Origin of the sequence: Caballeronia sp. GAFFF1 (assembly GCF_023630705.1) — a bacterium.
In the GTDB taxonomy this organism is placed as follows: Bacteria; Pseudomonadota; Gammaproteobacteria; order Burkholderiales; family Burkholderiaceae; genus Caballeronia.
The window spans coordinates 106,046-132,443 of sequence record NZ_JALQEM010000038.1 but is presented as its reverse complement, the minus strand read 5'-3'; the positions used below and the strand labels follow the sequence as shown (position 1 = coordinate 132,443).

General features: G+C 64.0%; 18 protein-coding genes. 5 read left to right on the top strand and 13 right to left on the bottom strand.

The features are described 5' to 3' along the window. Nucleotides 1-4 precede the first annotated feature (4 nt). Nucleotides 5-430: a CBS domain-containing protein gene (locus tag NCR37_RS23950; RefSeq protein ID WP_250475294.1), complete on the bottom strand. Its 426-nt coding sequence runs from the start codon at nt 428-430 to the stop codon at nt 5-7. A 125-nt stretch (nt 431-555) separates the two neighbouring features. Here NCR37_RS23950 and NCR37_RS23945 point away from each other — a divergent pair, with 125 nt between their 5' ends. The 4 genes from NCR37_RS23945 to NCR37_RS23930 all read left to right on the top strand — a co-directional run bounded on the left by NCR37_RS23945 (nt 556) and on the right by NCR37_RS23930 (nt 7,118). Next, nucleotides 556-1,641: a glycosyltransferase family 4 protein gene (locus NCR37_RS23945; RefSeq protein WP_250475293.1), complete on the top strand. Its 1,086-nt coding sequence runs from the start codon at nt 556-558 to the stop codon at nt 1,639-1,641. Between the two features lie 18 nt (nt 1,642-1,659). Continuing rightward, nucleotides 1,660-2,730: a glycosyltransferase family 4 protein gene (locus NCR37_RS23940; protein WP_250475292.1), complete on the top strand. Its 1,071-nt coding sequence runs from the start codon at nt 1,660-1,662 to the stop codon at nt 2,728-2,730. 15 nt (nt 2,731-2,745) lie between these two features. After that, nucleotides 2,746-4,545, top strand: a complete 1,800-nt coding sequence (locus tag NCR37_RS23935) for an HAD family hydrolase (protein ID WP_250475291.1) — start codon at nt 2,746-2,748, stop codon at nt 4,543-4,545. A 110-nt stretch (nt 4,546-4,655) separates the two neighbouring features. Then, the gene (locus NCR37_RS23930) at nt 4,656-7,118 is read left to right on the top strand and encodes a glucose/quinate/shikimate family membrane-bound PQQ-dependent dehydrogenase (RefSeq protein WP_250475290.1); all 2,463 of its coding nucleotides are present in this window, start codon (nt 4,656-4,658) and stop codon (nt 7,116-7,118) included. 198 nt (nt 7,119-7,316) lie between these two features. Here NCR37_RS23930 and tssG (NCR37_RS23925) read toward each other — a convergent pair whose 3' ends face one another. The 12 genes from tssG (NCR37_RS23925) to NCR37_RS23870 all read right to left on the bottom strand — a co-directional run bounded on the left by tssG (NCR37_RS23925) (nt 7,317) and on the right by NCR37_RS23870 (nt 23,162). After that, on the bottom strand, nt 7,317-8,426 hold the full coding sequence (tssG, locus tag NCR37_RS23925) for a type VI secretion system baseplate subunit TssG (RefSeq protein ID WP_250475289.1): 1,110 nt from the start codon (nt 8,424-8,426) through the stop codon (nt 7,317-7,319). 115 nt (nt 8,427-8,541) lie between these two features. Further along, nucleotides 8,542-8,823, bottom strand: a complete 282-nt coding sequence (locus tag NCR37_RS23920; protein ID WP_250475288.1) for a PAAR domain-containing protein — start codon at nt 8,821-8,823, stop codon at nt 8,542-8,544. A gap of 56 nt (nt 8,824-8,879) precedes the next feature. Continuing rightward, nucleotides 8,880-12,326, bottom strand: a complete 3,447-nt coding sequence (tssI, locus tag NCR37_RS23915; RefSeq protein ID WP_250475287.1) for a type VI secretion system tip protein TssI/VgrG — start codon at nt 12,324-12,326, stop codon at nt 8,880-8,882. A gap of 79 nt (nt 12,327-12,405) precedes the next feature. Then, on the bottom strand, nt 12,406-14,319 hold the full coding sequence (tssF, locus tag NCR37_RS23910) for a type VI secretion system baseplate subunit TssF (RefSeq protein WP_250475286.1): 1,914 nt from the start codon (nt 14,317-14,319) through the stop codon (nt 12,406-12,408). Nucleotides 14,320-15,034: 715 nt separating this feature from the next. Beyond that, the gene (locus NCR37_RS23905) at nt 15,035-16,264 is read right to left on the bottom strand and encodes a YihY/virulence factor BrkB family protein (protein ID WP_502800580.1); all 1,230 of its coding nucleotides are present in this window, start codon (nt 16,262-16,264) and stop codon (nt 15,035-15,037) included. 145 nt (nt 16,265-16,409) lie between these two features. Further along, nucleotides 16,410-16,580, bottom strand: a complete 171-nt coding sequence (locus NCR37_RS23900) for a hypothetical protein (RefSeq protein ID WP_250475285.1) — start codon at nt 16,578-16,580, stop codon at nt 16,410-16,412. Nucleotides 16,581-17,013: 433 nt separating this feature from the next. Then, complete coding sequence (gene tssA / locus NCR37_RS23895) at nt 17,014-18,114, bottom strand: type VI secretion system protein TssA (RefSeq protein WP_250475284.1); 1,101 nt, start codon at nt 18,112-18,114, stop codon at nt 17,014-17,016. Nucleotides 18,115-18,151: 37 nt separating this feature from the next. Further along, entirely contained in the window at nt 18,152-19,204 is a 1,053-nt protein-coding gene (gene tssG / locus NCR37_RS23890) for a type VI secretion system baseplate subunit TssG (RefSeq protein WP_250475283.1), read from the bottom strand. Then, on the bottom strand, nt 19,204-21,093 hold the full coding sequence (gene tssF / locus NCR37_RS23885) for a type VI secretion system baseplate subunit TssF (protein ID WP_250475282.1): 1,890 nt from the start codon (nt 21,091-21,093) through the stop codon (nt 19,204-19,206). The genes tssG (NCR37_RS23890) and tssF (NCR37_RS23885) overlap by 1 nt, the downstream gene beginning before the upstream one ends. Before the next feature lie 31 nt (nt 21,094-21,124). Continuing rightward, nucleotides 21,125-21,673 carry a type VI secretion system baseplate subunit TssE gene (gene tssE, locus NCR37_RS23880; RefSeq protein WP_250475324.1) on the bottom strand — a complete coding sequence of 183 codons (549 nt, stop codon included), beginning with the start codon at nt 21,671-21,673 and terminating at the stop codon, nt 21,125-21,127. Then, on the bottom strand, nt 21,670-22,536 hold the full coding sequence (locus NCR37_RS23875) for a type VI secretion system accessory protein TagJ (protein WP_250475281.1): 867 nt from the start codon (nt 22,534-22,536) through the stop codon (nt 21,670-21,672). The genes tssE and NCR37_RS23875 overlap by 4 nt, the downstream gene beginning before the upstream one ends. Continuing rightward, a complete protein-coding gene (locus NCR37_RS23870; RefSeq protein WP_250475280.1) occupies nt 22,533-23,162 on the bottom strand; it encodes a TagK domain-containing protein in 630 nt (209 codons plus the stop codon). The genes NCR37_RS23875 and NCR37_RS23870 overlap by 4 nt, the downstream gene beginning before the upstream one ends. A gap of 520 nt (nt 23,163-23,682) precedes the next feature. Between NCR37_RS23870 and tssH the strand changes: the two genes are divergently transcribed. Beyond that, a complete protein-coding gene (gene tssH / locus NCR37_RS23865; protein ID WP_250475279.1) occupies nt 23,683-26,385 on the top strand; it encodes a type VI secretion system ATPase TssH in 2,703 nt (900 codons plus the stop codon). Nucleotides 26,386-26,398: the final 13 nt, after the last annotated feature.

Here is a 26,398-nt window from a genome sequence, read left to right as displayed (position 1 = left end):
GTCCTTATCTGTCGGGGACAGACGGCGTCGAAATGGCCTGAATGGTCGAGGACACTTCACCGTCGGAATAGATCGCGATATCGCCGAGCGCGAGCATGCCGACGAGGTTCTTCTCGCTGTCTACGACAGGCATGCGGCGAATCTGCAACTGCTCCATTCTGCGCATGGCGTCGTGAATCTCGTCGTCTTCGAAGCACCATTCGACGGGTTCGCTCGCCACGTCCTGCACCGCGCACGACGACTCCTTGCCCACCGACACCGCGCGCACCACGATGTCGCGGTCGGTCACGACGCCCTTCAGGCGCGTGCCGTCGCACACCGGAAGCGCGCCGACGTTGAGTTCGTCCATCAGTTCGGCTGCGCGGCGAATGCTTTCGTTGGGCGCGATGGTCTGAACGCCGCGTGTCATTACTTCGGCTACCTTGGTCATGACTTCCTCCTCGTTGCATGGCGACTCTCGACGCAGCATGCAGCGTGCCGTTCTGTTCACCCGGCGCGCGCGCGTCGGCCTGCTGATTGCTAACCGAATTGCATACGGTCAATGCGGAACCCCCAATGAAAATCGCACAGGTCGCACCGCTCTACGAGAGCGTCCCTCCTATCGCATACGGCGCCACTGAGCGCATCATTTCTTATCTGACGGAAGCACTGGTCGCCCTCGGGCATGAAGTCACGTTGTTCGCCACGGCGGATTCGAGAACGCGCGCCCGCTTGCATGCGAGCGCTCCGACGGCGCTCTGGCGCGACGAACGCGTGTGGGATACGACGAGCCATCATCTGCGCCAGCTCGAAGCTGTCATCGAACGTTCATCGCAATTCGATGTGATTCACTTTCACACCGAGCCCATTCATCTGCCGATGCAGCGCTTTCTCGCATGCGCTTCGCTCACGACCATGCACGGGCGTCTTCTTCCCGCCGATCATGGTCCGCTCTTCGAGACCTTCGCGAATGCGCCGCTCGTCTCCATCTCCGACAGCCAGCGCCGCGGCGCGCCGCACGCGAACTGGCAGGCCACCGTGCATCACGGCCTCGCCCTCGATGAGATGCGCTATTCGCGCGAAGGCGGCGACTATCTGCTCTTCGTCGGCCGCGTGATGCCTGAAAAGCGCATCGACCGCGCCATCGAGATCGCGCGTCGCGCGGGGCTGCCGCTCAAGATCGCCGCTGCCGTGCATCCGGGCGAGCGCGCGTACTTCAAGGAGACGATCTGGCCGCTCATCGCGGAGTCGGAGTCCTTCGTCGAGTATCTCGGCGAAGTCGGCGGCGAGACGCGTCGCGCGCTCTTCGCGAACGCACGTGCGCTCGTCTTCCCTATCGACTGGGAAGAACCGTTCGGCCTCGTGATGGTGGAGGCGATGGCCTCTGGCACGCCGGTTGTCGCGTTCAGGCGCGGCGCGGTGCCCGAAGTCATCGAGCATGGCGTGAACGGCTTCATCGTCGACGATGTGGACGAAGCCGTGCGCGCCGTTCGCGAGCTTGGCGCGATAGACCGCGCGCGCTGCCGGAGGACGTTCGAGCAGCGCTTCTCGTCCGAACGCATGGCGCGCGACTATCTCGCGGTCTATCACGATCTGCTGCAAAGCCGTGCGAGCGCAGACGCCTTTATCGCCGCCGCGGATACCGACGCGCTGGAAGCCTGACCTTCGACACGAACCACCATGCGCATCGCTCAAGTCTCGACGCTCTATGAAAGCGTGCCGCCACGGCGTTACGGCGGCATCGAACGGATCGTGTCCTATCTCAGCGAAGAACTCGTGGCATTGGGTCACGACGTGACGCTTTTCGCGAGCGCGGACTCGCGCACGAGCGCGAAGCTCGTCGCGGGAAGCGACTGCGCGGTGCGGCTCGTCGAGGACACCGCCGATCCGCAAGCCTTCCATTTCGCGATGCTGGAAGACGTGGTCGCCGCGTCGAAGCACTTCGACATCGTGCATTTCCACACGGATTACCAGAGCTTTCCGTTCGCGCGCCGCATGCAGTGCGCGCATGTGACGACGCTGCACTGGCGGCTCGACGTGCCCGGTCTCGAACCCATGTACCGCCGCTTCGCCGATATTCCGCTCGTCTCCATCTCGAACGCGCAGCGCGCGCCGCTGCCGTGGCTCGCGTGGGCGGGCACCGTGCATCACGGCTTGCCGGACACGCTGTATCCCTTCCACGAGCGCGCGGGCGAACACCTCGCGTTCGTCGGAAGGATCGCGCCGGCCAAAGGCCCGGACGCGGCTATCCGCATCGCGCGTCGCGCGGGCATGCCGCTCAAGATCGCCGCGAAAGTGGATGAAGCCGATCGCCCGTACTTCGAAAGCGCGGTCGCGCCGCTCGTCGAAGCGCCGTTGATCGAATACGTCGGCGAGCAGGACGATGCGGGCAAGAGCCGCATCATCGGGCAAGCGCGCGCGCTGCTCTTCCCGATCGACTGGCCGGAGCCGTTCGGCCTCGTGATGATCGAGGCGCTTGCGTGCGGCACGCCTGTGATCGCGTTCGGGCGCGGCTCGGTGCCGGAGATTATCGAGGATGGCGTGAACGGCTTCGTCGTGCGCAACGAGGACGAAGCGGTGCAAGCGCTCGCGCGTCTGCCGGAGATCGATCGCCGCCGCTGCCGCGAAACCTTCGAGCGGCGCTTCACGGCAGAGCGCATGGCGCGCGATTACGTCGATGTTTATCAGCGTCTTGTCGATGCCCGCGCGGCTCGTTGCGCGCCGCCGTCGCTCATCGAACAGGACGCTTAACGAGAGGACACGCGCATGCGATTCATGGTGCTTGCCAGCGATTACGACAACACGCTCGCCGAGAACGGCCGCGTCTCCGAGACTACGTGGGACGCCATCGACCGCCTGCGCGCGTCGGGGCGTCACATGATCCTCGTCACGGGCCGCGAGCTCGACGATCTGCTCACGCTGTGCGACCGCGTCGACCGCTTCACGCTGATCGTCGCGGAAAACGGCGGCGTGATCTATTCGCCCGTCACGCGAGAGCGCAAGCTGCTCGCGCCGCCGCCGCCGCCCGCGTTCGTCGAGGCGATGAAGAAGGCCGGCGTGCGCCATCTCGGCGTGAGTCAGACGCTCGTCGCGACCGTGCGGCCTTACGACGAACAGGCGCACGCCGCCATCCGCGATCTCGGGCTGGATCTGCACGTCGTCTATAACGGCGACGCGGTCATGGTTCTCGCGCCGGGCGTCAGCAAGGCGAGCGGTCTGCTCGCGGCGCTCGATGAGCTTTCGCTGTCGCCGCGCAATGCGGTGGGCGTCGGCGACGCGCAGAACGATCACCCGCTGCTCGATGCGTGCGAGATGTCGGCGGCGGTGAGCAACGCGATTCCTGCGCTCAAGTCACATGCGGATATCGTGCTGAAGAGCGAATGCGGCGCGGGCGTGACCGAACTGATCGACGCGATTCTCGCCGACGATCTTGCCGCCGCGAGCGAGCGCGTCACGCGGCGCAACGTGCTGCTCGGCCAGCGCGCGGACGGCGATGCGAAGCGGGAAGAAGGCGAACCGGAAACGCTCGCGCCGCAACGGACGGTCGCGCTGATCGCCGGGCAATCGGGCGGAGGCAAGTCCACGCTCATCACCGGCCTCATGGAGCGGCTCGTGGCGGCCGGCTACCAGTTCTGCGCGCTCGATCCCGAAGGCGACTTCGACACCTTCGAGAACGCGCTGCCCATCGGCGATGCCGAGACCGCGCCGAAAGCCGACGACATCACGCGGCTTTTGCATCAGCCGAGCCAGTCCGTGCTCGTGAATCTCATGCGCGTCACGTTCGCGGACCGGCCCGCGTACTGCGCGAGCGTGCTTGCGCACATGCAGAAGTCGCGCGCGCTCACCGGCCGGCCGCACTGGATGCTCTTCGACGAAGCGCATCACTTCTTCCCCGCGAGCATTAACCCGGCCGACGAAGTGCTGCCGGACCAACTTGCGCCCGCGCTCTTCGTCACCGTGCATCCGGAGCAGCTTTCGCCGCGTCTCCTGGATCGCGTGACCGTGTTCATCGGCGCGGGTCCGGGCGCGCAGACTTCGCTCGAAGAGTTCGCGCGCGCGGCGGGCCACGATGCGCCCGGCGCGCTGCCCGACGACATCAAGCCCGGCCAGGCGCTCGTGTGGCGTCGCGAGGCGGACGGCGGCGGCTGGACCGAGCCGGTCGTCGTGCATGTCGAGCCCGCGAAAACGCAGCGTCGCCGTCATGTGCGCAAGTATGCGGAAGGCATGCTGATTCCGGAGCGCAGCTTCTATTTTCGCGGCCCCGACAACAAGCTGAACCTGCGCGCGCACAATCTCGTGCTGTTCCTCGAACTCGCCGAAGGCGTCGATGAGGAGACCTGGATGTTCCATCTACGCCAGGGCGACTATTCGACGTGGTTCCGCGACGTGATCGGCGACACGTCGCTTGCCGACGAGGCGCAAGCCGTCGAAGCCAACGAAGGCCTTTCGGCGAAGGAAAGCATCGAAGCGATCCGAAAGGCCGTCGAAGAGCGTTATACGCAGCCGGAGAATCCGGTGCTGCCGAACATTCTCGCGCCGGGATCGAAGGACGGCGATGGCGCATAAATTGCTGCACTGCGTCGCGTATCGCTTGGCGCCTGGCATCGGGCAAAGGTTCGATGCCGGGCGCCGTTCGCGTCGCCTGTCCCTGAAGGTGCTCTAAGCAGAGGTGTTGAATGAATACGAACTCGCCGCCAGCGCGGTCCGCCGACGCGTCGTCGCCATCGCCATTGAACACGCGATCGCCGTCGCCCGTCGTCAAATGGCTCACCATCTTGTTTCTCGCGTTGTCGGGTCTCTATCTCGCCGGCGTCGGCATATGGCTCGTCGCCATCGGAGGCTCGCCGTATTACGTCGTCGCGGGCATTCTCATGCTCGCGGTCGCGTGGCTCATCTGGCGGCGCAATACGCTTGCGCTGATCGTCTACGCGGTGCTGCTCTTCGGCACGCTGATATGGGCGGTCGCCGAAGCGGGCTTCGACTTCTGGGCGCTCGCGCCGCGTCTGGACGTGCTCGTCATCGTCGGCATCTGGCTGCTGCTGCCTTTCACGTATCGCCTGTACATGAACCCGGTGCGCCGCGGCGGCCTCGCGCTCGGCGCGGCGCTCGTTCTGACCGGCATCGCGCTCGTGTATGCCGTGTTCAACGATCCGCAAGAAGTCAGCGGCACGGTGAGCGCGCAGGCGTCGGGTGCGTCGGGTGCGTCGGGTGCGGCGGCCGCGACCGGCGGCCGTTCGGGCGACTGGCTCGCGTACGGCAATTCGCAGCACGGCACGCGCTATTCACCGCTTTCGCAGATCAACGACAAGAACGTCGGCAACCTGCAAGAAGCGTGGTCGTTCCGCACGGGCGACATGAAAGGCCCGCACGATCCGCTAGAAATCACCGATGAGGTGACGCCGCTCGCCGTCGACGGCACGCTCTTCTTCTGCACGCCGCACCAGAACGCCATCGCGCTCGACGGCGCGACCGGCAAGGAGAAATGGCGCTTCAATCCGGACCTGAAGCCGGACCCGAGCTTTCAGCACGTCACTTGCCGGGGCGTCTCCTACTTTGAGACGCCCGCTGCCGCACAGGCCCGTCAGACGAACAGCCTGTCGTCGCTGCCGGCGTGCGCGCGCCGCGTGATCCTTCCGGTGAACGACGGCCGTCTCTTCGAACTCGATGCCGCGACCGGCCAGCCCTGCGCAGGCTTCGCCGCCAACGGCATGCTCGACTTGCAGCATTTGCAGCCGGTGAAGACGCCGGGCATGTACGAGCCGACGTCGCCGCCGATCGTCACGTCGAAGGTCATCGTCATGGCCGGTTCGGTCACGGACAACTACGGCACGCGCGAGCCCTCAGGCGTGATTCGCGGCTTCGACGTGGACACGGGCAAGCTGCTCTGGGCGTTCGATCCGGGCGCGCGCGACCCGAACGCGATTCCGAGCGATCAGCATAGCTACACGATGAACTCGCCGAACTCGTGGGCGCCCGCCGCCTACGATGCGCAGCTCGACATCGTGTATCTGCCGATGGGCGTCTCGACGCCGGACATCTGGGGCGGCAATCGCACGCCCGAACAGGAACGCTACGCGAGCGGCCTGCTTGCGCTGCATGCATCGACCGGCAAGCTCGCGTGGTTCTATCAGACGGTGCACCATGACCTGTGGGACATGGACTTGCCCGCGCAGCCGAGCATCGCGGATATCAAGGATTCGAACGGCAACATCGTTCCCGCGATCTATGCGCCGGCGAAGACGGGCAACATCTTCGTGCTCGACCGCCGCACGGGCAAGCCGATCGTTCCGGCGCCCGAGCAGCCGGTGCCGCAGGGCGCGGCACAGGGCGATCGCCTGTCGCCGACGCAGCCGTTCTCGCAGCTCACCTACCGGCCGCAGAAGAACCTGACGGGCGCGGACATGTGGGGCGCGACGATGTACGACCAGCTCGTGTGCCGCGTGATCTTTCATCGGCTGCGCTATGAGGGGCCGTACACGCCGCCGTCGGAGCAAGGCACGCTTGTATTCCCGGGCAATCTGGGCATGTTCGAGTGGGGCGGGCTTGCCGTCGATACGGACCGACGCATTGCGATTGCGAACCCGATCGCGCTGCCGTTCGTCTCGAAGCTGATTCCGCGCGGGCCGAACAACCCGATGGAGCCGCCGCAGGCCGGACAGTCGGGCACCGGCGCCGAAACGGGCATTCAGCCGCAGTACGGCGTGCCGTTCGGCGTGACGCTGAATCCGTTCCTGTCGCCGCTGCGCCTGCCTTGCAAGCAGCCGGCCTGGGGCTATGTGTCGGCGCTCGATCTGCAGACGAACAAGGTGATCTGGAAGAAGCGCATCGGCACGACACGCGATGCATCGCCCATTCCGCTTCCGTTCAAGATGGGCATGCCGATGCTCGGCGGCCCGATGACGACGGCGGGTCACGTGTTCTTTATCGGCGCGACGTCGGACGATTATCTGCGCGCATTCAGCACCGATACCGGCGAGGAGTTGTGGCACACGCGTCTGCCGGCAGGCGGACAGGCGACGCCGATGACGTATGAGGCGAACGGCAAGCAGTACGTGCTGATCGCGGCCGGCGGGCACGGGTCGTTTCTGACCAAGCTCGGAGATTATGTGATTGCTTATGCGTTGCCGGAGAAAAGGTGAGGGGTTGTGCGTTGTTTAGAGCGATGAGCGGCGCGGGCGGCGCGTGGGGCGGCGGGCTTTTAGTCGTGGAATGTGCTAGTGGCGCGTGCCCGTAGGAACGACATTGGCAGGTAGGACACAGGCTCTTGCTTCGCTGGTAGGTCGCCCCCTCAACACCATGAGGTGTTGCGCGCGTCAAGCGCCGCGGCGTCCACCGCCTCAGCGCTTTGCTTCGACGACGCAGCCGCTCGTTCCCCCCTGCGCGTTCGCTCGCCGCACCGCGTTTTCCCGCAACTGAAGCATGTATTGCTCGGGTTCGAATCGCATGCCGGTAATCGGCACACCGGCCGGCGATTGACCCAGCCAGCTCGACCAGCCCAGCTGTTGCGCACCGCCCAGCACCGCGGGCGGCGCGCTCTCGGGTTCGATCTGCAACTCGAGTTCCCAGTCGTATTCTTCGCTGACGAACGCCCTCACCCCTTCGACCAGGCGCAGTAGTTCCGAGCCGCGTGGCGTGAAACGTTGATAGTCCTCAATGTGCAGTGGGCCGATCACGATGCGAAAGCGGTACTGGCAATCCGGCGTCTGTTCGCCGAGCATGGCGCCGGCGCTCAGGTACGAGGACATGCGCTGTTCGCCCATGATGCTCCGGTTCTGCGCGGGGATGACCATCCAGTGGAGCTGGTACTCCTCGATCTTGAGCGGCACGCGGAAATAAGCGGCCAGTGAAGCGCGCAGGCCGTCCACGTTGCGGGCTCCACACACAAGATGCGAAGCGGCTGACAGGCGCGCGTGCTCGGGCAGGAACGGGATTCGGTCCCGCCTGAGCGCGTGCCCGGAGACGCTTGCCATGTACAGCGAGAATCGCTCATCGTGCGAACGATCGAGGCTGGCCGTCGATTGGGCCGACGCCCACGCCCGATACAGCAGCGAGAGCGAGCGGTGATGAAAGATGTTCAGGAAGTGGCTGAGCGTCGGATCCCTGCGACTTTCCTCACGCTCACGGGCGATCTCGGTAACGTGTATCGGCAACGATCCGTTCGGGCCGAGCATGCCAAGTCCGAAAAGCCGGATGTGCAGTTTGCCGCTTTTGAGTTCCGCGCTTGCCACCTCGCATGGAGCGAAGATCAGGCTCGGACGTTGACCAAGGCGGAACGGCTCAGTCGCGGGCAAGTGTGCAGAGCCGATGGCTTCCACGGACGAACGTGCGCCGACGCTGCGCAGCAGCGGAAGGAAACCGTAACGCCACGGCTCCGTTTGCAGACGTTCGACGTACGCGAGCGACAGCTTCGTATCGGCCAGCCGCGCCTCGAAGAAGGCTCGCTCCATTAACTCTCTCACTTGTTGAAGGCAGGTATTGCCAAGTTGTAACAGCGCGCAGACGATCTTCAGTCAGCTACGTACCGACAGGCGACGAACGGGTTGAACATCTCGACTCAGACCGTCAGTCGCCCACGTCAGCAGAAGCGCTCCCGATTAGCGTACAGCCGCATTCGGTATGGTGTCCATGCAAGGCAACACGCTGACCGCCGATCATGAAAGTCGGATGCGCTTCGATGATCTTGTTGATTCCATGCGGACGGCCGTCCGGATACTTCTGCGGACAATCGACGAGGTCGTGCAGACGGGCGACGCTGCGTCCCCCGATCCTGTGGGTCGACGAACCCGTGATTACTATTCCGGCGTGGTCGGTGGTATCGCCGACAAGGATAATTCGAAGACTCATAAGTCACCGACGGCGATAACGTGGGAGGCGGTATTTGAACGCGATGCCGAGACAGCTCATTTACTGATCTGATCGAGCACGACGCTGATGGGATCAGTCGGAAACTTGGCCGGATTCTGCGCAGCCGTGCGCTGATAGGGATCAGACGGATCGATCCTGCACTGAGATTCGATCTCAGCGGGCCATTGCGGGATCTTGCTGGTCCTCATCGCGAATAGCCGGCCGATCGAAATGAGCCAAACCACCGGTGCGGAGATGTATTTGACGAGGCGCGGCAACCCGTTGAGGTATAAATTCAGTGCGAAGAGCCCCTCACGATACGTTTCGCGGCGAGTAGCGATGTCATGACACCAGAACACGTCGCCATAGACCGCCTTCGGACCTTCTTCCATGTAGCGGCGTACGAACTCCCAGCAGTTTTTCAATTGGCGGGGATCTTCACTATCGCAAGGCAGGGCGAACGTCCATTCCACGGTTTGTCGGTCCGCCTTGAGCGCGTGGCCACGGATGTCCCATATCTGCGGCCCCGACCCCGGTGTGAAGGATCTCTTGCACCGACTGATGGTGAAGAAGAGATCGTCCCACTTGGCTGAACGAATTACACCGTCCAGACAGAACACGAAAACCATGCGCTTGCGATGGTTGAACCGGATGGGGAAATGCGTCCAGCGATATGACTCCTTCAGGAGCATCCAGATCAAATAAGCCCACAGCGGACAGCAAACGGCGTAGCAGATACCCGTGCCTATCAAGTCTGTTGAAGTCGGCACTAAGTGCCATGCCGGAACGGATATCAGCAGAGACGCGCCACCGATCAGCCGTGCATTAACTTCTAGCTTCGCCAATCCTGCCGCAGTCCCCAGCGCCTCCCCGGTAGCCCTAATCGACTCAATCTGCACATAAGCCGCGACAATATTGCCCACGATTGGCACGGCCTTCGCTATTGCCGTCCCCGCCTTCGCGGCCCCCACCACTGCGGGAATGTCCGCCATCAGTTGCTGCCGCGCAGCGATATTTAACGCCTCGACTTCCTCAACCGTGTGTAGCGAACTCGCGACCCATTCAGCCTGCTTCGCCTTGCTCAGTCCTTTCGGCATGCTATGGAGCGTGTCCTGATCGATCATGACCAGCATTGAGACCGACACGGACTTATTCATCGGCTGGCCTTGAATGGCCAGCCGGCGCAAAGCAAGGGTGACTTGCTGTTGCAGCGCGTTCTCGCTCACTTTCTTGACCCCGGGCGCCTTGAGCAACTGGCGCATTACCGACGCCCGCATGGCCTTGAACGTGCCGGTCAATTGGACGGGAACGACCGGCCGTTGAGTGACCGTTCCCAAGGCGACCAGGCCATGAGGCACACGAGCATCACCAACCGCTGTCCGCAGCAGCTTGGTAATGGCTCCGCCAAAGGCGAGCACGAGTTGCGGCAAGACTTCGCTGTTATGCTTCAGCGCATTGTCTGCGAGACCATTGAAGAAGCCGCACAGGTTGTCCCAACCCACCGTCGTCCAAGTCACGTCAGGGCTGAGTTGCTTGGTAATCAGCTCGCGCTGCGCCTTGAGGTTCAACACCAGGCCGCGCAGCAATAAATTGTTGGGTTCGCTGTAGCTCCCTTTCGCCCACTTATAGTGCAAATTCAGGCAAGGTTGGTAGATCTGCGTGTCTTGCACGCAGGCTACGAGTTGGCGAGCATAGACGAGCCCATGTTCAGCCGACGTCTCGTCATGCGTCGCATTGAAATGATTAGCCAGGTGTTCGCTTTGCATCCAGGCGGAATGCGCTGCTGCTAGAGGGTTCAGCGTGCGCTTGGAATAGTCGTCAAAGTCGATGAGGAATTGCTTGTGCCATGCGGCACGGGCCTTCTCATCGTAGTCACCGAGGTATCTGGTCCATGAATTCTTTGCCGCGTCGAGAATTTCGGATTTGGTCGGCTCGCGCAGCTTCGGCGCAGACTGGACATATATCGTCCGGCCAACACCGTCTGTCTGCCAGTGACTCTCTAGATTCAGTTGGTCGCTGATTCCGATGACGTCGTCCTGCGCCGCACTCGCCTTGAGTTCTTGCGCGTTCAGAATCGCGGTGGAAGCATTGAGCCTTCGTTCCCGCTCACCTTGCGACATGAAATGATGACGCAGTTCGGCCATCTGCCCGAGCCTGTCCCACTTGAACTGCACGCGCACGCGCGCGTAACCGTCCAGCCACAGCGGTTGTTTCTCGGGTCCAACGACGACCGCCGTCTCCGGATGGGCACGTGGCTTTTGCGTCGGCACCAGCTTGAAGAAGATGGTGGCCGGCTGCAGCACCATCTCGGTCACGCAGTGGTACTGCGCATCGCTGCCGGGCGTGGCCGTGAGCTCATCGGGATTGCGGATGTCGATCGATGTCGACACCACCAGATAGTCGGCATTCAGCTTTTGCTCGGGATGCCCCTCGATCTTGAGCCTTCTGCCCGTCATGATGCCGCGCGCGTTCGCCGTCGCATGAAGGCGGAAGCCTTCGCTGCGCAGCGCCTCCACGCGCACGCGCGCCAGATAATCGGCCTCATTGCGATGATCGTTCGGCTGGCCGTCCAGTCCCATCGCGCCGGCGAGCGGCTGCGTGTAATCGCCCCAGTGGTACTGCGCGATGTTGTCGAACGACGACTCGCTGTAACGTTGCTGGTTGCGATCGAAGGAGCCGTTCGACAACGTATAGTCGTAGTCGTTGACCGTCACGTCGCCCGGCGTGATCTGGCGCAGCACCTTGAGGCTATGGATATGCTCTTCGTCAATCCGTTTGTCTTCGGGCGCGTGATACAGGACCGTGTCGTACGCGTTGCCGTGCTTCTTGTGCGAGCCGGGCGAATCGCACAGCACGAGCGTCATGCCGTCGAAGTGGTAGTAAATGCCCCACTCGGTCCAGAGTTGCTGTAGAAATTCGTAGTCGCTCTGCCAGAACTGTCGGATGAAGTCCCGCTTTGGAAAGACGTTGTTGTTCAGCGCGACGGCCGCGAGGCGCGTCTTCCACGGGAACTTGTAGTTTCCGCTCTTTAGAACACTCTCGGTTACGTCCAAGACGCTCATATCCTGAAACACCCGGCTATCTCGATTTTGCGTCGCAAGCCACAGCCACGGCCTTACCGTGAACCGGTAGTAGACCCGCCGGTCATCGCTGCCGGTCTGCTGCACTTCGGTGATGATGCCGTTGATTGTGCGCACGCCTGCCCCGACGTTGCCCGCGCCGAGATCGCCGGGTAGCCCGGGAATGAACGTTCCCTTGCCCTCGAATTCAATCTGGATGCCGATCGTTTTACCAATCAAATCATCCGGCTTGAGGAGCTTGCGCGCATCCCATATGCGGAACGTCGGACTGTCGACGGACGCGAAGTCCACCTCATATTGAAACAGCTCGCCGAGCGCCTCGACGCCCCGCACCCGCTGAGGGATGAGGATCTCCGCGCCGCCCCAGGTGGGCAGCGCGTCACACTCGATTCTCAGCGTGCGGCTTTGCAGCGGATTGAACATCGGATACTTCTCCCTGGTTCTTTTGATTGAGTCACGGCGCGTGCCGTGCGGGATTTGATTTGCGCGCTTGCCCGCGGATTCACGCGGTGCTGCGGGTGCCTGGCCGAGGCGCCCACTCGGCGAGGCGTCCGCGCTGCTTTGAAAGCAGCAGCGTCTTGGTGTAAGAGTGTCTCGAAGCGTGCCGCGCCAGGTAATGTTCAAGGACAAGTCCCAACGCGTACGGACTTGTGCCATCGAAGCCGTCTTCATCGAAGGTCACGGCGCATTCGAGGGCGCGCACCATCGGAGGCGTCGCATGAGGCACGACGCAATTGACCGGCGCGAGCGTCGCCGACGACAGGCTGTCCACTTGCCGCCGCAACGCAGGCATATCGGCCGACAGATAGAGGCGCAACAAGCTCCGCAAGCCCTCGCCGGGACTCGGCTCGTCGTAGCGGTCATCAAAGACGGCATGTTCGATCGCGAGTTGCGCGAGCAATTGCCACGCTTTGCTACCGATGCCCAATGGCGGCCGCGAGCGGCTCGGCGCGCGCACCAGACCGACGCTCGCGAGCGGCGCCGAACCGGGCAGCTTCAGATCGCTCAAGCCGTTGCAGTCGAGAAGACCTGGCAGGTCGCGGTTGGTGAGCCACACATCAAACGACAGATAATTGATCCGCTCTTCGTCTTCGGCCGGTGCGTACGGCAGTCCATCTCGCCCCACGAGCGACAAGAACGATTCGGTGCTGACGTACGGCGCGCGCGTGCCGTAAGAGCGCCCCTTGGCTTTGGACAAGCGCTGCTCACGGCGCACCGTGAAGTAGCGTCCGAGACCTTCCTCGTCGTGCAGCAAGGCGGCATGCAGCGGATAGAACGGCAGTTCCTCGGACCCTTCCTCCTGGCTGACCTGTCCGATGGCCAGCTCGACGGAATGCACTTCGTGATCGAACGTCGGCTTGTCGAACGGCGTGAGATGGAGCACGCGGCCGATATCTTCGGTGCGCACGGCCGCTGTGCGCGTCTTGAAGAAATTGACGACAGGCGTGCAGAACAGAGCGAACATGGACGCATTCACGCGTTCGGCCAGCGCGTTGGTGGCGCGGTCCAGCAGCACGACGATCTCCGCCTCACTGCCCTTGATGCGCGCAAGCCCCGCCTGCAATCCTGTCAGCGTGAAAAAATAGAACCGGCTAGGACAGGAGAAGTACTCGTGTACGAGGTTGTGGCCGAGCAGGCTCGGCGTGGCGAGCGGTAGCACCGTCTCGCCGGCGCTGAGCCCGTCCTGCACGACGGGGCTGGAGGAGACCACATGTGGCGCATAGCCGGCTTCGCTAAACCGCCCTGGCTCGCCGACAACTGAAGCGACCGCCCCCGTGTGGATCAACTCGTGCAGGTGGGACGCGACGCGTTCATCGCCTGCAAGATGAATCTGCAATCGGTCCAGTCCCTGCAAGGACGAAAAAGGCACGCCCTCGAGCGTGCGCAGGCGCAGGCGCAATGCGCCACGCACCCGCCGATGCGGCGGCACATAACGGTCCTGCCCCTGGATGTCGGGTGGAACGTGCGTGAGCCTCCCCTCGACCAAGTCGATGGGATAAAGGGAGACGTCTTGTGTCGTGCGGAAGATGCAAGCGGTTTTCTCGCCAGCGGGCAAGCGCAGCGAAGTAAGCTCCACGCCGCGCGGGATCGTGTGCCCCGACATGAAGCCTGCCGCCTTGCCGCCGGGGTACAGTCGCGCGACGGAAATGGAAGGCGTGGGCGACAAGTAATTCGGATAGACGGACGACAGCAGCGCCTGCGTGAGCAGCGGAAACTCGTCGTCGAAGCGCATCTGCATGCGCGCGTTCACGAACGCGGAGGTTTCGAGCAGGCGATTAACGTAACGGTCGGCAATACTTCCCGCGACCATGCCGAGTCGCGCGGCGATTTTGGGATGCTCGCTGGCGAATTCTTCCCCCAACGCTTCCATGAAGCGCAGTTCGCGGAGGTACGTCTCGAGAAGGCGCGGATCCATGCCACTCACCTTCCGAGAGGCGAGCGCGATGGTATGCGATTCGGCTTCGTGCTGTTATGCACGCCTGAAAGAAGCGCGAGTTTCCGACGGATAACTGGCATTGCGAGCTCGCCATAAATAACGGCCGCCAAATTACCAGTCCGACCCTACTACTGATATGCGAATTCTCTTAAATAAATCGGCGTTCCCAAATCGCTCGCTGACGCACGATCTTTTATCGACTGTTGCAGCACGCGCAACCAGAAGAAGCTGTCTCGCAACTTCATGTCATTGCCGATGCGTTAGCTAGGGCGAGGCGTTCCCACGCACCTGCGCCGCTGTGGAATCTGACCGCGTTCCTGTCGCTGCGCGCAGTTCTCGCCAGTTGGTCAGGCGGCGACTGGGCGCAATGAGAACTGACTCTTGATTCAACACTCAAACGCCGTCGCCGTTGCTTGAGCTACCGTTTCGGGTCACCTTCCTGTGTCGTCACCGGCACGCCCGGCGACTGGCTGCATGTCTACGATGTGCCGGCGCGGTTCGAAGCGTGGAAGGCGATAGCGGCCCCGCTAGTGCTAGGCCCGCCATTGTGAACAGGTCGGCGCGGCCGACTAAACGGCGATGCGGCCGGCTACATGGAGCGAACACCAAGCGACCGCCGGACAGATAAAAGGTCGTTGCACAGATTCGCGCTAGCCAAGGCCGGTCCGAGACGACCTTGGCCGCTGCCTCCAGCCTACGCCTTCACCGACCGATGATGCCGCCCCTGCGTCCGGCTCGACCCTTTGGTGAACACGAAGAGACTCGCGCCCGCGCCCGCAGCCGCGATCGCGAGCCGGATCGGATTAGCCTTCACCGTATCGACGCCCTTTGCCACGGCATTCGCCCACGGCGACGAGCGCGTCGCGCCCGACGTCGACGGCGGAACAGGCGGCAGCGGCGCGGGTGCGACCGGCTGCGCGTGCGCCGTGCTCGCGAGCACCGGCGCGTGCGGCGCGCCGTGAATGGCATCCTGAGACCCATGGTTCGATGCGCCGGTCCCCGGCGCGGGCATCGCGGGCGCGCCCGGCTGATCGGCTGCGCTCGAGTCCTTCGTCGGCTTGCCCTCACGCGCTTCCGCCCGCGCGGCCGCTGCTTCCGCGCCGAGCAGCAACACGGCGGCGGCGAAGTACAGCCACATCATGAGCACGGCGAGCGATCCGGCCGCGCCGAATGCGTTCGCCGTGCCCGCGTGCGTCAGATACAGCGCGAAGAGCTTCTTGCCTACCGAAAACAGCACGGCGGCAATGGCGCCGCCCACGAAGGCATCGCGCCAGGCGACGTGGCCGTCGGGCAGATATTTCATCAACGCGGCGAAGGCACAGGACAGAATCACAAGGCCGAGGAGGAACTGCGCGATATCGCCGACGATGACGAGCGGCGATTCCCCGAACACCCATTTGCCGGCCGCCTGCACCGCTGTATCCAGTACGAGCGAGATGATCAACAGGAACGCGACGCCCATCACGAGGCCGAAGGAAATGAGCCGCACCTTGACGAGCGTGGCGACGCCCGACTTCTCTTTTTCCTCAGCGGGCCATACGACGGAAAGCGCCGTATTGAGCGACGAAAACGTAGCGGACGCGCCCACGGCCAGCAGCACGAACGAGATGACCGCGGCGATGCCGCCTCCGCCGCTGCGGTGCGCGTGCTCGACGATGGTCTGGACGCTCGCGGCGGCGTCCTTGCCGAGCATGCCGCTCACCTGATGGAAGATCTGCCCGCGCGCGGCCTCCTCGCCAAAGACGAGTCCGGCTACGGCAATCACCATGACGAGCGTCGGGGCGAGCGAGAAGGCCGAATAGAACGCGATGCTCGCGGCCATCGGCGCGGAGCGGTCGGCGCTAAAGCGTTTGAAAGTGCGGACGGGCCATGCGATCGCCCGGCTCATGAGGGATGTGGAATCCCGCGCGGATGTCTTGTCCATCGCTATTCTCCTGGGAAGTGCTGCTTGCCTTTAGCATCGCGGATGCCAGCCAGCAGAACGAGGGTGCGAAATCGCGGGAGTGCTGATAACGGGCGCAGGCGCCCGGGCGCCTGCGTGCCGGGCTGCGGTGCGCATCGCGCGAGCTTTAGCCGTCCGCGCCGGGCTTCGAGATGTCGGGCGTGCCGCGCACCGGGTTCTGGTCCGGCTGAAGATCGGTGTTGTCGGGCAACGTCTCCGGCGTGCGCGCGGGCGGCGTGCCGCTCGCGATTTCGGCTTGCTCGGGGGTAGGTCTTTGCGGTTGGGTCGGATCGGACATGGTGGCTCCTGGGGGGCGTCGGTATTGACGCGGTAGCAAGGGCCATGCTCGTGTTCATGCGGGCCCGGTGCCGCGCACGGGCGCCGCGAAGGCAGGTGCTCGCGCAACAACGGCCAACAGCATGCTTGCGAACGGGTCCGAAAGCATCGCTGCTACGAGGAACGTGAAACGGCTACCAGGGATGCTGCGGGTTGTCGCTCTTTGGATACCCGCACTCCGACCCGAGTCGTGCGCGCCGAAGACCGCGTCCCGCGAACCAGCAATTCGCGGGAAAAGGCAAGCGTCATCGCCCAGGATCACGTATGAGTTGACGTGAACCGCTACCTTCGTACTTTCAGGCCGATGTCCCCGCACGCCTTGCGGGACAGCGCAGTGCCGCGCGACACCGCAGGACGGCGCCGGGGCCCCCCGAGCTTGTGAATCCGCGAGTACATCATTGCAGGCCGTTCTCGCTTTCCCACTGCTCCAGCATGTCCGGGCTGATTGCCTTCACGACTTCGGCATATCGCTTCCCGACGAACAACTCCGCGCGACGCAGCAAAACCGGGATGGGACTGCTGGGCTCGTGCCGCTCGAACCAGTGCCGCGCTTCGCGGATGAGTTCGAGCGCAGCGTGGCGATCGAGCGCTGCAGTGCGCGTGGGCCTGACCGGCTCGGCGACGGTAGTCGCAGCGGCGACGCTCTCGTCGGCCGCAGTCTCCGTGGCGGCAACCGCGTCGGCGGCTTCTGCCGGTTCGGGCGCCGGTTCTTCCACGGCGGTCGTAGCGACTCGCGCGCCCGTCGCGACGACGCGATCGAGCAGGCGTGTGAGTGGCGACAAATCTGGCAGATACGCGTCCAGATGCTCGCGGCACCACGCTTCGATGCGCTTGAGGCTCTCGGCAGCCGCGTCGAAGCCGGCGAGCATGTCGGGCTGTTGTATCCGAAGGTCTTCGATCTGTCGCGTGACGGACTCCGGCGCAAGCGCATCGCTCGGGCGCGGATGCGCGAACGCCCGTTCTACATCCCGCATTTGCAGCCGCGCGGCGCTCGAACGCGTCAGCGCGATCTCGCGCACGTCGGAGAGCAAGCCGTCCGTATCGGTGAGGGCTTGCAGCGCGTTCATGCGGATTTCGAGGGCGGCGTCTTCATCGTCGTCCGCGCCCTGGCGTGGATGGATGGATTCGGGGAACGCATCGAGCCATTCGGCCAGCAAGCCCAGTCCTTCTGCAAGTCCCGGCGCGCCGGCCAGTCGCGTGCGGCAACGCATGAACAGAACGGCGAGCCGCATATCCTTGCTGCGCATCATGAGACGCCGGCAATCGCGGTCGACGTCGCTCCAGTTGATGGGTTCGGGCACGCCGACGAAATCGCCATATTGCGCTTCCGGCCGGACCGCGACCTGGGACGACAGGACGACGAACTCGGGGTCGTACTCGAGATCGGCGCCGCAGGGCGCGGCGGGGTCGATCGGGCTCATCCAGTCGTGCGACGTCGCCGGCCCGGCATGACCGCCGGGTGCCTTGTTGGCGGCATGCTTGCTCTTGCTGCTCATCTGCTGGTTTCCTGCGTTGTTCTGGTTGGCTCGCATATCACGATGCGAGCTTTGTCATGTAGCGTTCAGGCTCGAAGCGCATGCCGGTGATCGGCCGGTCGTCCGGGGATTGTCCGAGCCAGCCTGACCATCCCAACTGCTGCGGGCCGCCCATCACGGCGGGCGGCGCGCTCTTCGCACGAATGCGCAGTTCAAGTTCCCAGTCGAATTCGTGGCCGAGGAACGTGCGCACCCAGTCGACGAGCTTCGGCAGGTCCGCGCCGCGAGGCGTAAAGCGCAAATACGCGTCGATGCCGAGCGGCCCGATAACGATTCGAAAGCGGTACTGCCGGTCCGGCACGCGCTCCCCGAGAATCGCGCCTTCGGCCATGATGGACGGTGCGCCCGGCGCGCCGAGACGGCTGCGCTCGCTCGCCGCCATTTCGATCCAGTGGAAGACGTATTCGTCTATCGCAACCGGCACGCCGAAGTAGCGTTCGAGCGTCGTGCGCAGGCCGTCGGGGTTGCGCGATTCGCGCACCCTGTGCGCCGATGCGGATAGTTGCGCATGCGCTGGCAGCGCGCGGGTGGCGATCTCGCGCGGCTCTTGCCCGCTCAGGCATCCGATGTAGGACGAAAAGCGTTCGCTCCCCGTGCCTGTCCTGTCGAGCCCCGCCGTCGACTGCGCGGACGCCCATGTCTGGTACAGCAGCGTGAAATAGCGATGATGGAAGACATCGAGGAAATCGACGAGCGTGCGGTCGCGCCGGCTTTCTTCGCGCTCACGCGCGATTTCAGTTACGTGGATGGGCAGGGGTCCGTTCGGTCCCAACATGCCGAGGCCGAACAGGCGCACGAAGAGGCGTCCGTCGCGTTCACTGACGCTCGCGAGTTCTCGCGGGGCGAACGTCAGGCTGGGCTTCTGCCCGAGGCGAAACGGCTCTTCCTGCGGCCGCCGCGCTGCGCCGACGGGCCCGCTATTCGAAGCGGCGCCGATGCGGCGCATCAACGAAAGGAAGCCGTATCGCCACGGCTCCGCCTGCAGCCGCTCCAGCGTTCGATGAGAGAACGCCGTGTCACGCAACGTTGAGGTAGAGGTGGCTCGCTCCATCAGACGCCTCCACGCGAACCCATGCGAACCGGCCAGCGCATCAAACGGCCGCGTTGCATGGAATGAAGTTCCGTCTGCGTGAACGTATTGATGGACACATGCCGCATCAGATAGTGCTCAAGAATCACGCCGAAGAGATAGGGGCTGACGCCGGAGAAACCGGCTTCGTCGACGGTCAGCTGGCATTCGATGCCACGCCCGAACACGAGCGGCCCCTTCCCGGGCAGCTTGCAAGAGACCGGTCGCGTCTTGACGCCCACCAGGCTCTCGACCTGACGCTGGTGGATTCTGTCGTCGGCGGCGACGAAGAGCCTCAGCATGTCGCGCAGGCCTTGCCCGCCCGGCCGATGATCGATTTCTTCGAGCGGTAGGTAATTGAAATTCAGATGCCGGATAAGGCGCCACGCAGTCTCCCGTTCCGCGAATGGCGCGCGCGGCGCACTGGGCGCGCGGACGAGCCCGATACTGGCGACGGGCGCATCCAGATCGCCGAAGAGATCGTTCATGCCGTCGCGCGGAACAAAGCTCGGCAGGTCGCGGTTGGTCAACCACGCGTCGACGGACAGATAGCGGATGTCTTCGTCGTACGGCGGGTTGTGCTGATCCACGAGCGACACATAGACCTCGCTGCCGACATACGGCGTGCGCAAGCCGTTGCGGCGGACCGCTTCGGACAGCACGCGGCTTTCGCGACGCACCGAGAAATAGCGGCCATAGTTGCCTTCGTCACTATTGCGAGTCTGATAAAGCGGGCGGAATTCCTGTCCGGCCGCGCCATTGCCCTTGTGACCGGCGAGCGACTCGACGGCGAAGACCTCATAGTCGAGCGGCGCGAGCCGCCTCGGCACGAGATGAAATTCGGCCGCCGCGTGCGTGACTTCGATGCGGTCAGTGCGGCAAGGGAACAGGTTGATGACGGGCGAGCAGAAAAGCGCGAACCGCGACGCGTCGATGAGGCCGTTCAGGCGATCGCTCGACTGGCTCAGCAGCACGACGATCTCGACTTCATCGCCGTCGATGCGGCGCAGCGCGTCTTCGAGTCCTGTCAACGTGAAGAACAGGAAACGGCTCGGGCAGGCGAAGTACTCCTGCAGGAGATTGTGGCCGTGAAACTTGGACCAGGTGAGCGGCAACAAGCCCTGATCGGTGCGAAGCCCTTCGTGCGCGACGGGTTCCGACGTGATGACCGAAACCGGCCGCGTTCCATCCGCAAGATCGACGGGCGCGCCGACGACGGTCGCCACGCTCGCGGAATGCAGAAGCTCGAAGAGATGGGACGCCACCTGTTCATCGCCGCTCAGATACACCGGCAGCCGATCGAGGCCGCGCAGGTCGGCTATGCGCGCTCCGTTCGTCGTCCGCAGGCGCAAGCGCAATGCGTCGCGCACGCGCACGTTCTCAGGCACGTAGCGGTCGAGCGCACGGATATCGCGGGGCATGCCGGCAAGTGTGGCGCGCGTGATCGCAAGCGGATAGAGGGTCACGTCGTGACCCGTGCGGAACTGGCAAGCCGTTTTTTCGCCAGGCGCCACGCGTCCTTTCAGCGCCGTTCCTCGCGCGATGGTGACGCCTCGCACCAGTTCGTCGGAGCGTGAGTCCGGATGGAACTGCGCAACCGCCATCGAGGGCGTCGGCGCGGTGTAGTCCGGATAGATCACTTCGAGCAGACGACCCGCGAAACGGGGAAATTCCGCGTCGAGCTTGACCTGCATGCGGGCCGCCATGAAGCAGAACGATTCCACGAGCCGTTCGACGTACGGGTCGACGGCTTCATCGGGCTGCGTCAGTAGCCGGTGCGCCACCTTGGGATGTGCCTTCGCGAACTCCGCGCCCAAGTCACGCAGGGCGACCAGTTCCTGGTTGTAATAGTCGAGCAGCCTCGGGTCCATTCGATGCCTGTGTTGTGTCGCGCGGCGCGTATCAGCCACCGCGGCGCGCGGTGGCGTGCAGACGGCTCGTTTCGAGATCCAGCGAGCTCTGAACCATGAACTCGAGCGGATACGGGTCCATCCGGATCATGCCGCGGATCTCGAACGCGAGGTTGTTATAGCGTCCGTTGTTGTCGACTCCGGACAGCGGCACGATCGACAGCGAGTCGCGCAGCAGGCGTGGCTCGAAGTCCTCGATCGCGCGCTTGATCTTCGCTTCGACGTCCGGCCAGCGGTGCGAAGCGACGAACGCGCCCGCCAGCGGCGGCACGCCGAAGTTCACCGTTGAGGCGGCAGCTTCGGGATATCGGGTCCGGTCGATTTGATCTTCGATACTGATCGCGTTGAGCAGGTAGGCGAGATCGCGCTGGATGATGTCGCGCATCTGCGACCGCGTCACGGTGTACTCACCGGGCGCTTCGTTCTGGCGCTGCGGCGCGTCGTCGCGGAGGCGGTCAAGCAGCGTCGGCATCAGGTGACAATCGGCCCGGCGGGGCGCCGCTGACGGCGCGCCGAAGCCACGGTGTAGCGTCGTCTTCACTGACTCGAGCCCTCGCTTGCGAGCGGCTCTTCGCCGCGCATGGCGGCCTGCCCGAATGCGCAATCCGGGATCTCGAACACGCTGAAGTCGCCGGCATCCGTCGCCCATGTCTTGCGGCCATGCCCGATCACGCCCGTGCGCCCGTTTTCCTCCCACACCGTTTCACGTCCGGTCCGAAGCGCCTCGCGGCTTGCGTGGGCGCCATCAGACGGCAACGGATAGCGGGCGGGAACGAAGCCGTGGAGCGTCGCACCGTCCAGCAGCGTGAGGGTGCACGGCGTCCAGACGAGATCGATGAGCGAAGACGGCTCACGTACCCGCCAGCGAGCAATGTCCGGCAAGGCAACCCAGCGATAGCTGCCCGCGCTGATGAACTCGCACACCGGACCCAGGCGCGAGTCACTGTCGCCGATCCACTGAAAAGCCTGCCCCGCCGCGCGTCCTGCGACTAGCGGCGCGGCATCGAGCGCCGCCTCGCGCGCCCGGTCCGCGGCGTTCAAATCGCCCCCGGCCGCGAGGCCCAGCGCGGCGATCAGCGAGCGCATCCATTCGGGTGCGTCGTCATAGACCAGAGCTGGTGCCTGCGTTCCGTCCATGACGCGCTCGCGCCAGCGTTCAGCGCGAACGAGATCGCGGAATGTCTGCACCACGCGTTCCGCCGAACGGTCGAGTTGTCCGTAGACCTGCAACTGCTGCATCGCCCTCTCCCACTCGCCCGTTACGGAGAAGCACTGGAACAGCGACCACCGATGCCCCGCGACGGCAGGTTCTTTGCGAATGGCGGTGACGAGGCTGGCGATCGCTTCGTCGATGGCCATGGAGCCGGGCTTCGCGTCGGTCCGCTTCGGCGTGTTTGCGCTCATAGGGTCTCTTTTTGTTCGCGTTCGTGAGGAGTGTTCAGTGGCCGTACGGGACTGTCGATGGCCAGCGTGTGGTGTTCGCGCCGCACGAGCGACGGCAGAATCGGGCTCGGCCTACGCGCCGATGCGGCGTGGTATTCGGGGGGAGCGAAGAGACGCAGCACTTCGGGGACCTCTTCAACGCTGGCCGCGGCGTAGGGCCCGATGTGATGCATCGGCCCGAACGCTTGTTCGAGGTTGGAGATGTCACCCAGGATGGCGGCAACCGGGCCGACGGCCTGGTCACGCCAGCGGTGCGACGCAAGCTCCTGATCGCGTAAAGGCATCCCCTCGCCGCTCGCCGCATCGACCCACGTATCGGGGAGCGATGCGAGCGGCGAGTCCAGCGCCTGGCAGTATTGCTCGTATAGCGAACCCATTAACCGGTCGCCCGCGCTGCTTCCTGCGTCGTCTGCAGCCTTGACGATGAAGCGTGCCGAGCTCGAGTCTGCTGCGCCGCCGAGCAGGTCGAGCACAGCATTCTCGCCATAGGGCGACGTCGCATGAGACGTATCGCCGTGATCGCGTTGCCCTGCTCTTTGCACGCTGCCCGAGCCTACGCCCGAAACCGGCTGACCTTGCGGTTCCATGCGGCGCGCATTCGACGGCGCGGTGCGAAACAGTCTGGCAAGTCTCATCGCAGCTTGAATTCACGATCCGAATACTTCTACGCGATCGCGAATCACCTTTCCAAGAATAGGACGGGGCCGGATTAGAACACGGTCAAACCAAGGTGTCCATATCAATTAAATTGAGATAAACCACTACGAATTTCTACGAAGAATGCATTGCATGGTGAAACTGTCGCAACTGTCGAGAATGCATTCGTTCAGTAGGCCGTTAATCGTTCTAACTCATTGAAATCTCTGTCGGACCTAAAAATAGAAATTGTCGTGCAACGTGAGCAATCGAGAAATCGCACGGTCGAGATAAGCCGCCACACTCTCGCGCATCGTTGACGAACGCGCTTTGGCATGGATAATCGCTGCGGTTCGACGCGACCGGCGAAGACCGAGGCATACGCTCATATCGCACGGTCGCATAAAAAGACAAAAAAGAAAGCTGGATGCCGCAGGATTTATTACGGCATCCGAACATCAAAGAAAAACAATGACCGTTTCCCGCCAGGCTTTATTTGGAAAGCTCGGAGCTACTCTGTTCCGAAGCATTGAATCAGCTACAACTTTCTGCAAGCTCCGCGGTAATCCATATGTGGAGCTCGTCCATTGGCTGCATCAGCTGCTGCAGCTTCCCGATAGCGACCTGCACCGCATCGTTCGTCACGCAGGCATCGAACTCGACTTGCTCGAGCGCGATGTCGCCCGCGCCCTGAACGCGTTGCCTTCGGGTGCAAGCTCCATCAGCGATTTCTCGCACTACATCGAACTAGCCATCGAACGTGCCTGGGTGCTCGCGACTCTCGAACATGGCGACCGCCGTGTGCGCGGCGCGTGGCTGATTGCAGCACTCGCGGGCACGCCGGAGCTTCGCCGCGTGCTGCTTTCGGTGTCGTCGGCGCTCGCGCGCATTCCCGTCGACGTGTCCGGCGACACACTGACCGCCTGGATCAGCGGCTCCCCTGAAGGCGACGACGCGCCCTATGACAACAGCGATTTCTCCTCGGCCGTGCCGGGTGAAAGCTCTGGCGCAATGCGCGGGGCGGCGAGCGGCTCGCCGCTAAATCAATATTGCCTCGACCTCACGGCGCGCGCCCGCGCCGGCGAAATCGATCCGGTCGTCGGACGTGAGCAGGAAATTCGCACGCTGATCGACGTCTTGTTGCGCCGTCGGCAGAATAACCCGTTGCTGACCGGCGAAGCCGGCGTCGGAAAGACGGCGGTGGTCGAGGGCCTCGCGCTCGCCATCGCGAGCCGCGACGTTCCGCCATCGCTCGCCGAAGTCCGACTGATGACACTCGATGTCGGCGCGCTCCTCGCGGGCGCCAGCATGAAGGGCGAATTCGAGGCACGTCTAAAAGGCGTGTTGGAAGCGGCTGTGAAGTCGCCCGCACCGATCGTCCTGTTCGTCGACGAGATCCATACGCTCGTGGGAGCAGGCGGACAGGCCGGCACCGGCGACGCCGCGAATCTGCTCAAGCCCGCGCTCGCGCGCGGCGCGGTCCGCATGATCGGCGCGACGACGTGGTCCGAATACAAGCGACACATTGAAAAGGACCCGGCGCTCACCCGGCGCTTTCAAGTGCTGCAGGTGCCGGAGCCGGCGGAAGACGCCGCCATCGACATGGTGCGCGGGCTCGCGACGGCTTTTTCGCGGCATCATGGCGTGATCGTTCGCGACGAAGCCATCCGCGCAGCAGTGCTGCTGTCGCATCGCTACATTCCGTCGCGGCAGTTGCCGGACAAGGCGATCAGTCTGCTCGACACCGCATGCGCCCGCGTCGCGCTCTCGCAGCATGCGGCGCCGCGCGAGTTGCAGGAGATTCGCCAACGCGTGCAGGCAGCCCAGGTCGAGCTCGACCTGCTGGGGCAGGAGGCGCGCATTGGCATCGACGCGGAGAAGGCGCTGACGGCTGCGCAGGCGCGCATCGGGCAATTCAGCGCCGAAGAATCCATCATCGACGCGCGCTGGCAGAATCAGCTTCGCGCGGCGCAAGCACTCGCCGCCGCGCGCGATGCCGCATGCAACGCAGCCGGCACCGATGACCAGACCGTCGCGCCGTCCGTCGCGGAACTGCGCCGCCTCGAAGACGAACTGCGCGAACTTCAGGGCGAGTCGCCGCTCGTGTTCCCGGAAGTGGACGAAGCCATCGTCGCCGAAATCGTCTCGGACTGGACCGGCATTCCCGTGGGCCGCATGGTGAAGGACGAAGTCGCCGCCGTGCGCACGTTGCCGCAAACGCTTGCGGCCCGCGTCATCGGACAGGGCGATGCACTGAAGTCGATCTGCCAGCGCGTGCAGACGGCGCGCGCCGGGCTCACCGATCCGAAGAAGCCGCTCGGCGTCTTCCTGCTGGCAGGGCCGTCGGGCGTCGGCAAGACCGAGACCGCGCTGGCGCTGGCTGAGGCGCTGTATGGCGGCGAACAGAATCTCATCACCATCAACATGAGCGAGTACCAGGAGGCGCACACGGTCTCGGGACTGAAGGGTGCGCCTCCCGGATACGTCGGTTACGGCGAAGGCGGCGTGCTGACGGAGGCCGTTCGTCGCCGGCCCTATTCCGTCGTGCTGCTCGATGAAATCGAAAAGGCGCATCGCGACGTGCACGAGGTGTTCTTCCAGGTCTTCGACAAGGGCTACATGGAAGACGGCGACGGCCGCTATATCGACTTCCGGAATACGACCATCCTGCTGACGAGCAATGCCGGCTCGGAACTCGTGACGAGCCTGTGCGCCGATGCGGCGCTCGCCCCCGATCACAGCGCGCTGTGCGCCGCGCTCGCGCCCGAGCTCCTCAAGGCCTTCCCCGCTGCATTTCTCGGCCGCGTCTCGCTCGTGCCGTATCGGCCGCTTGCGCAGGAGTCGCTCGCAAGCATCGTGCGGCTGCATCTGAACCATGTCGTGCGACGCATGGCCGAGCGCCACGAGATCGCGCTCGAATACAGCGAGCGTCTCATCGAATACATCGTCGCTCACTGCCTCGTGCAGGAAACCGGAGCGCGCGTGCTCATCGGCTTCATCGAACAGCATGTGCTGCCCGCGCTCTCGGCGCTATGGCTCGACGCGTTCTCGTCGCAGCGCCCGCTCGCGAGCATTCGCATCGACGTCGCGGACATGAGCGCCGCGCCGGCTTCCGCGATCGTCTTCGAAAGCGCGTCGTCCGCGGTCACGTTCCCCGTCGGCCAGAGCAGCTGAGTTCTGCCGATCC

What these genes read in the sequence shown, in the direction of transcription:
- NCR37_RS23945 (WP_250475293.1), top strand. Translation starts at nt 556, where the DNA reads ATGAAAATCGCACAGGTCGCACCGCTCTACGAGAGCGTCCCTCCTATC.
- NCR37_RS23920 (WP_250475288.1), bottom strand. Translation starts at nt 8,823, where the DNA reads ATGAGTCTTCGAATTATCCTTGTCGGCGATACCACCGACCACGCCGGA.
- tssF (WP_250475286.1), bottom strand. Translation starts at nt 14,319, where the DNA reads ATGGATCCGCGCCTTCTCGAGACGTACCTCCGCGAACTGCGCTTCATG.
- tssH (WP_250475279.1), top strand. Translation starts at nt 23,683, where the DNA reads ATGACCGTTTCCCGCCAGGCTTTATTTGGAAAGCTCGGAGCTACTCTG.
- NCR37_RS23950 (WP_250475294.1), bottom strand. Translation starts at nt 430, where the DNA reads ATGACCAAGGTAGCCGAAGTAATGACACGCGGCGTTCAGACCATCGCG.
- tssG (WP_250475289.1), bottom strand. Translation starts at nt 8,426, where the DNA reads ATGGAGCGAGCCTTCTTCGAGGCGCGGCTGGCCGATACGAAGCTGTCG.
- NCR37_RS23930 (WP_250475290.1), top strand. Translation starts at nt 4,656, where the DNA reads ATGAATACGAACTCGCCGCCAGCGCGGTCCGCCGACGCGTCGTCGCCA.
- NCR37_RS23900 (WP_250475285.1), bottom strand. Translation starts at nt 16,580, where the DNA reads ATGTCCGATCCGACCCAACCGCAAAGACCTACCCCCGAGCAAGCCGAA.
- tssG (WP_250475283.1), bottom strand. Translation starts at nt 19,204, where the DNA reads ATGGAGCGAGCCACCTCTACCTCAACGTTGCGTGACACGGCGTTCTCT.
- NCR37_RS23940 (WP_250475292.1), top strand. Translation starts at nt 1,660, where the DNA reads ATGCGCATCGCTCAAGTCTCGACGCTCTATGAAAGCGTGCCGCCACGG.
- tssF (WP_250475282.1), bottom strand. Translation starts at nt 21,093, where the DNA reads ATGGACCCGAGGCTGCTCGACTATTACAACCAGGAACTGGTCGCCCTG.
- NCR37_RS23875 (WP_250475281.1), bottom strand. Translation starts at nt 22,536, where the DNA reads ATGAGCGCAAACACGCCGAAGCGGACCGACGCGAAGCCCGGCTCCATG.
- NCR37_RS23935 (WP_250475291.1), top strand. Translation starts at nt 2,746, where the DNA reads ATGCGATTCATGGTGCTTGCCAGCGATTACGACAACACGCTCGCCGAG.
- NCR37_RS23905 (WP_502800580.1), bottom strand. Translation starts at nt 16,264, where the DNA reads ATGGACAAGACATCCGCGCGGGATTCCACATCCCTCATGAGCCGGGCG.
- tssI (WP_250475287.1), bottom strand. Translation starts at nt 12,326, where the DNA reads ATGTTCAATCCGCTGCAAAGCCGCACGCTGAGAATCGAGTGTGACGCG.
- tssA (WP_250475284.1), bottom strand. Translation starts at nt 18,114, where the DNA reads ATGAGCAGCAAGAGCAAGCATGCCGCCAACAAGGCACCCGGCGGTCAT.
- NCR37_RS23870 (WP_250475280.1), bottom strand. Translation starts at nt 23,162, where the DNA reads ATGGAACCGCAAGGTCAGCCGGTTTCGGGCGTAGGCTCGGGCAGCGTG.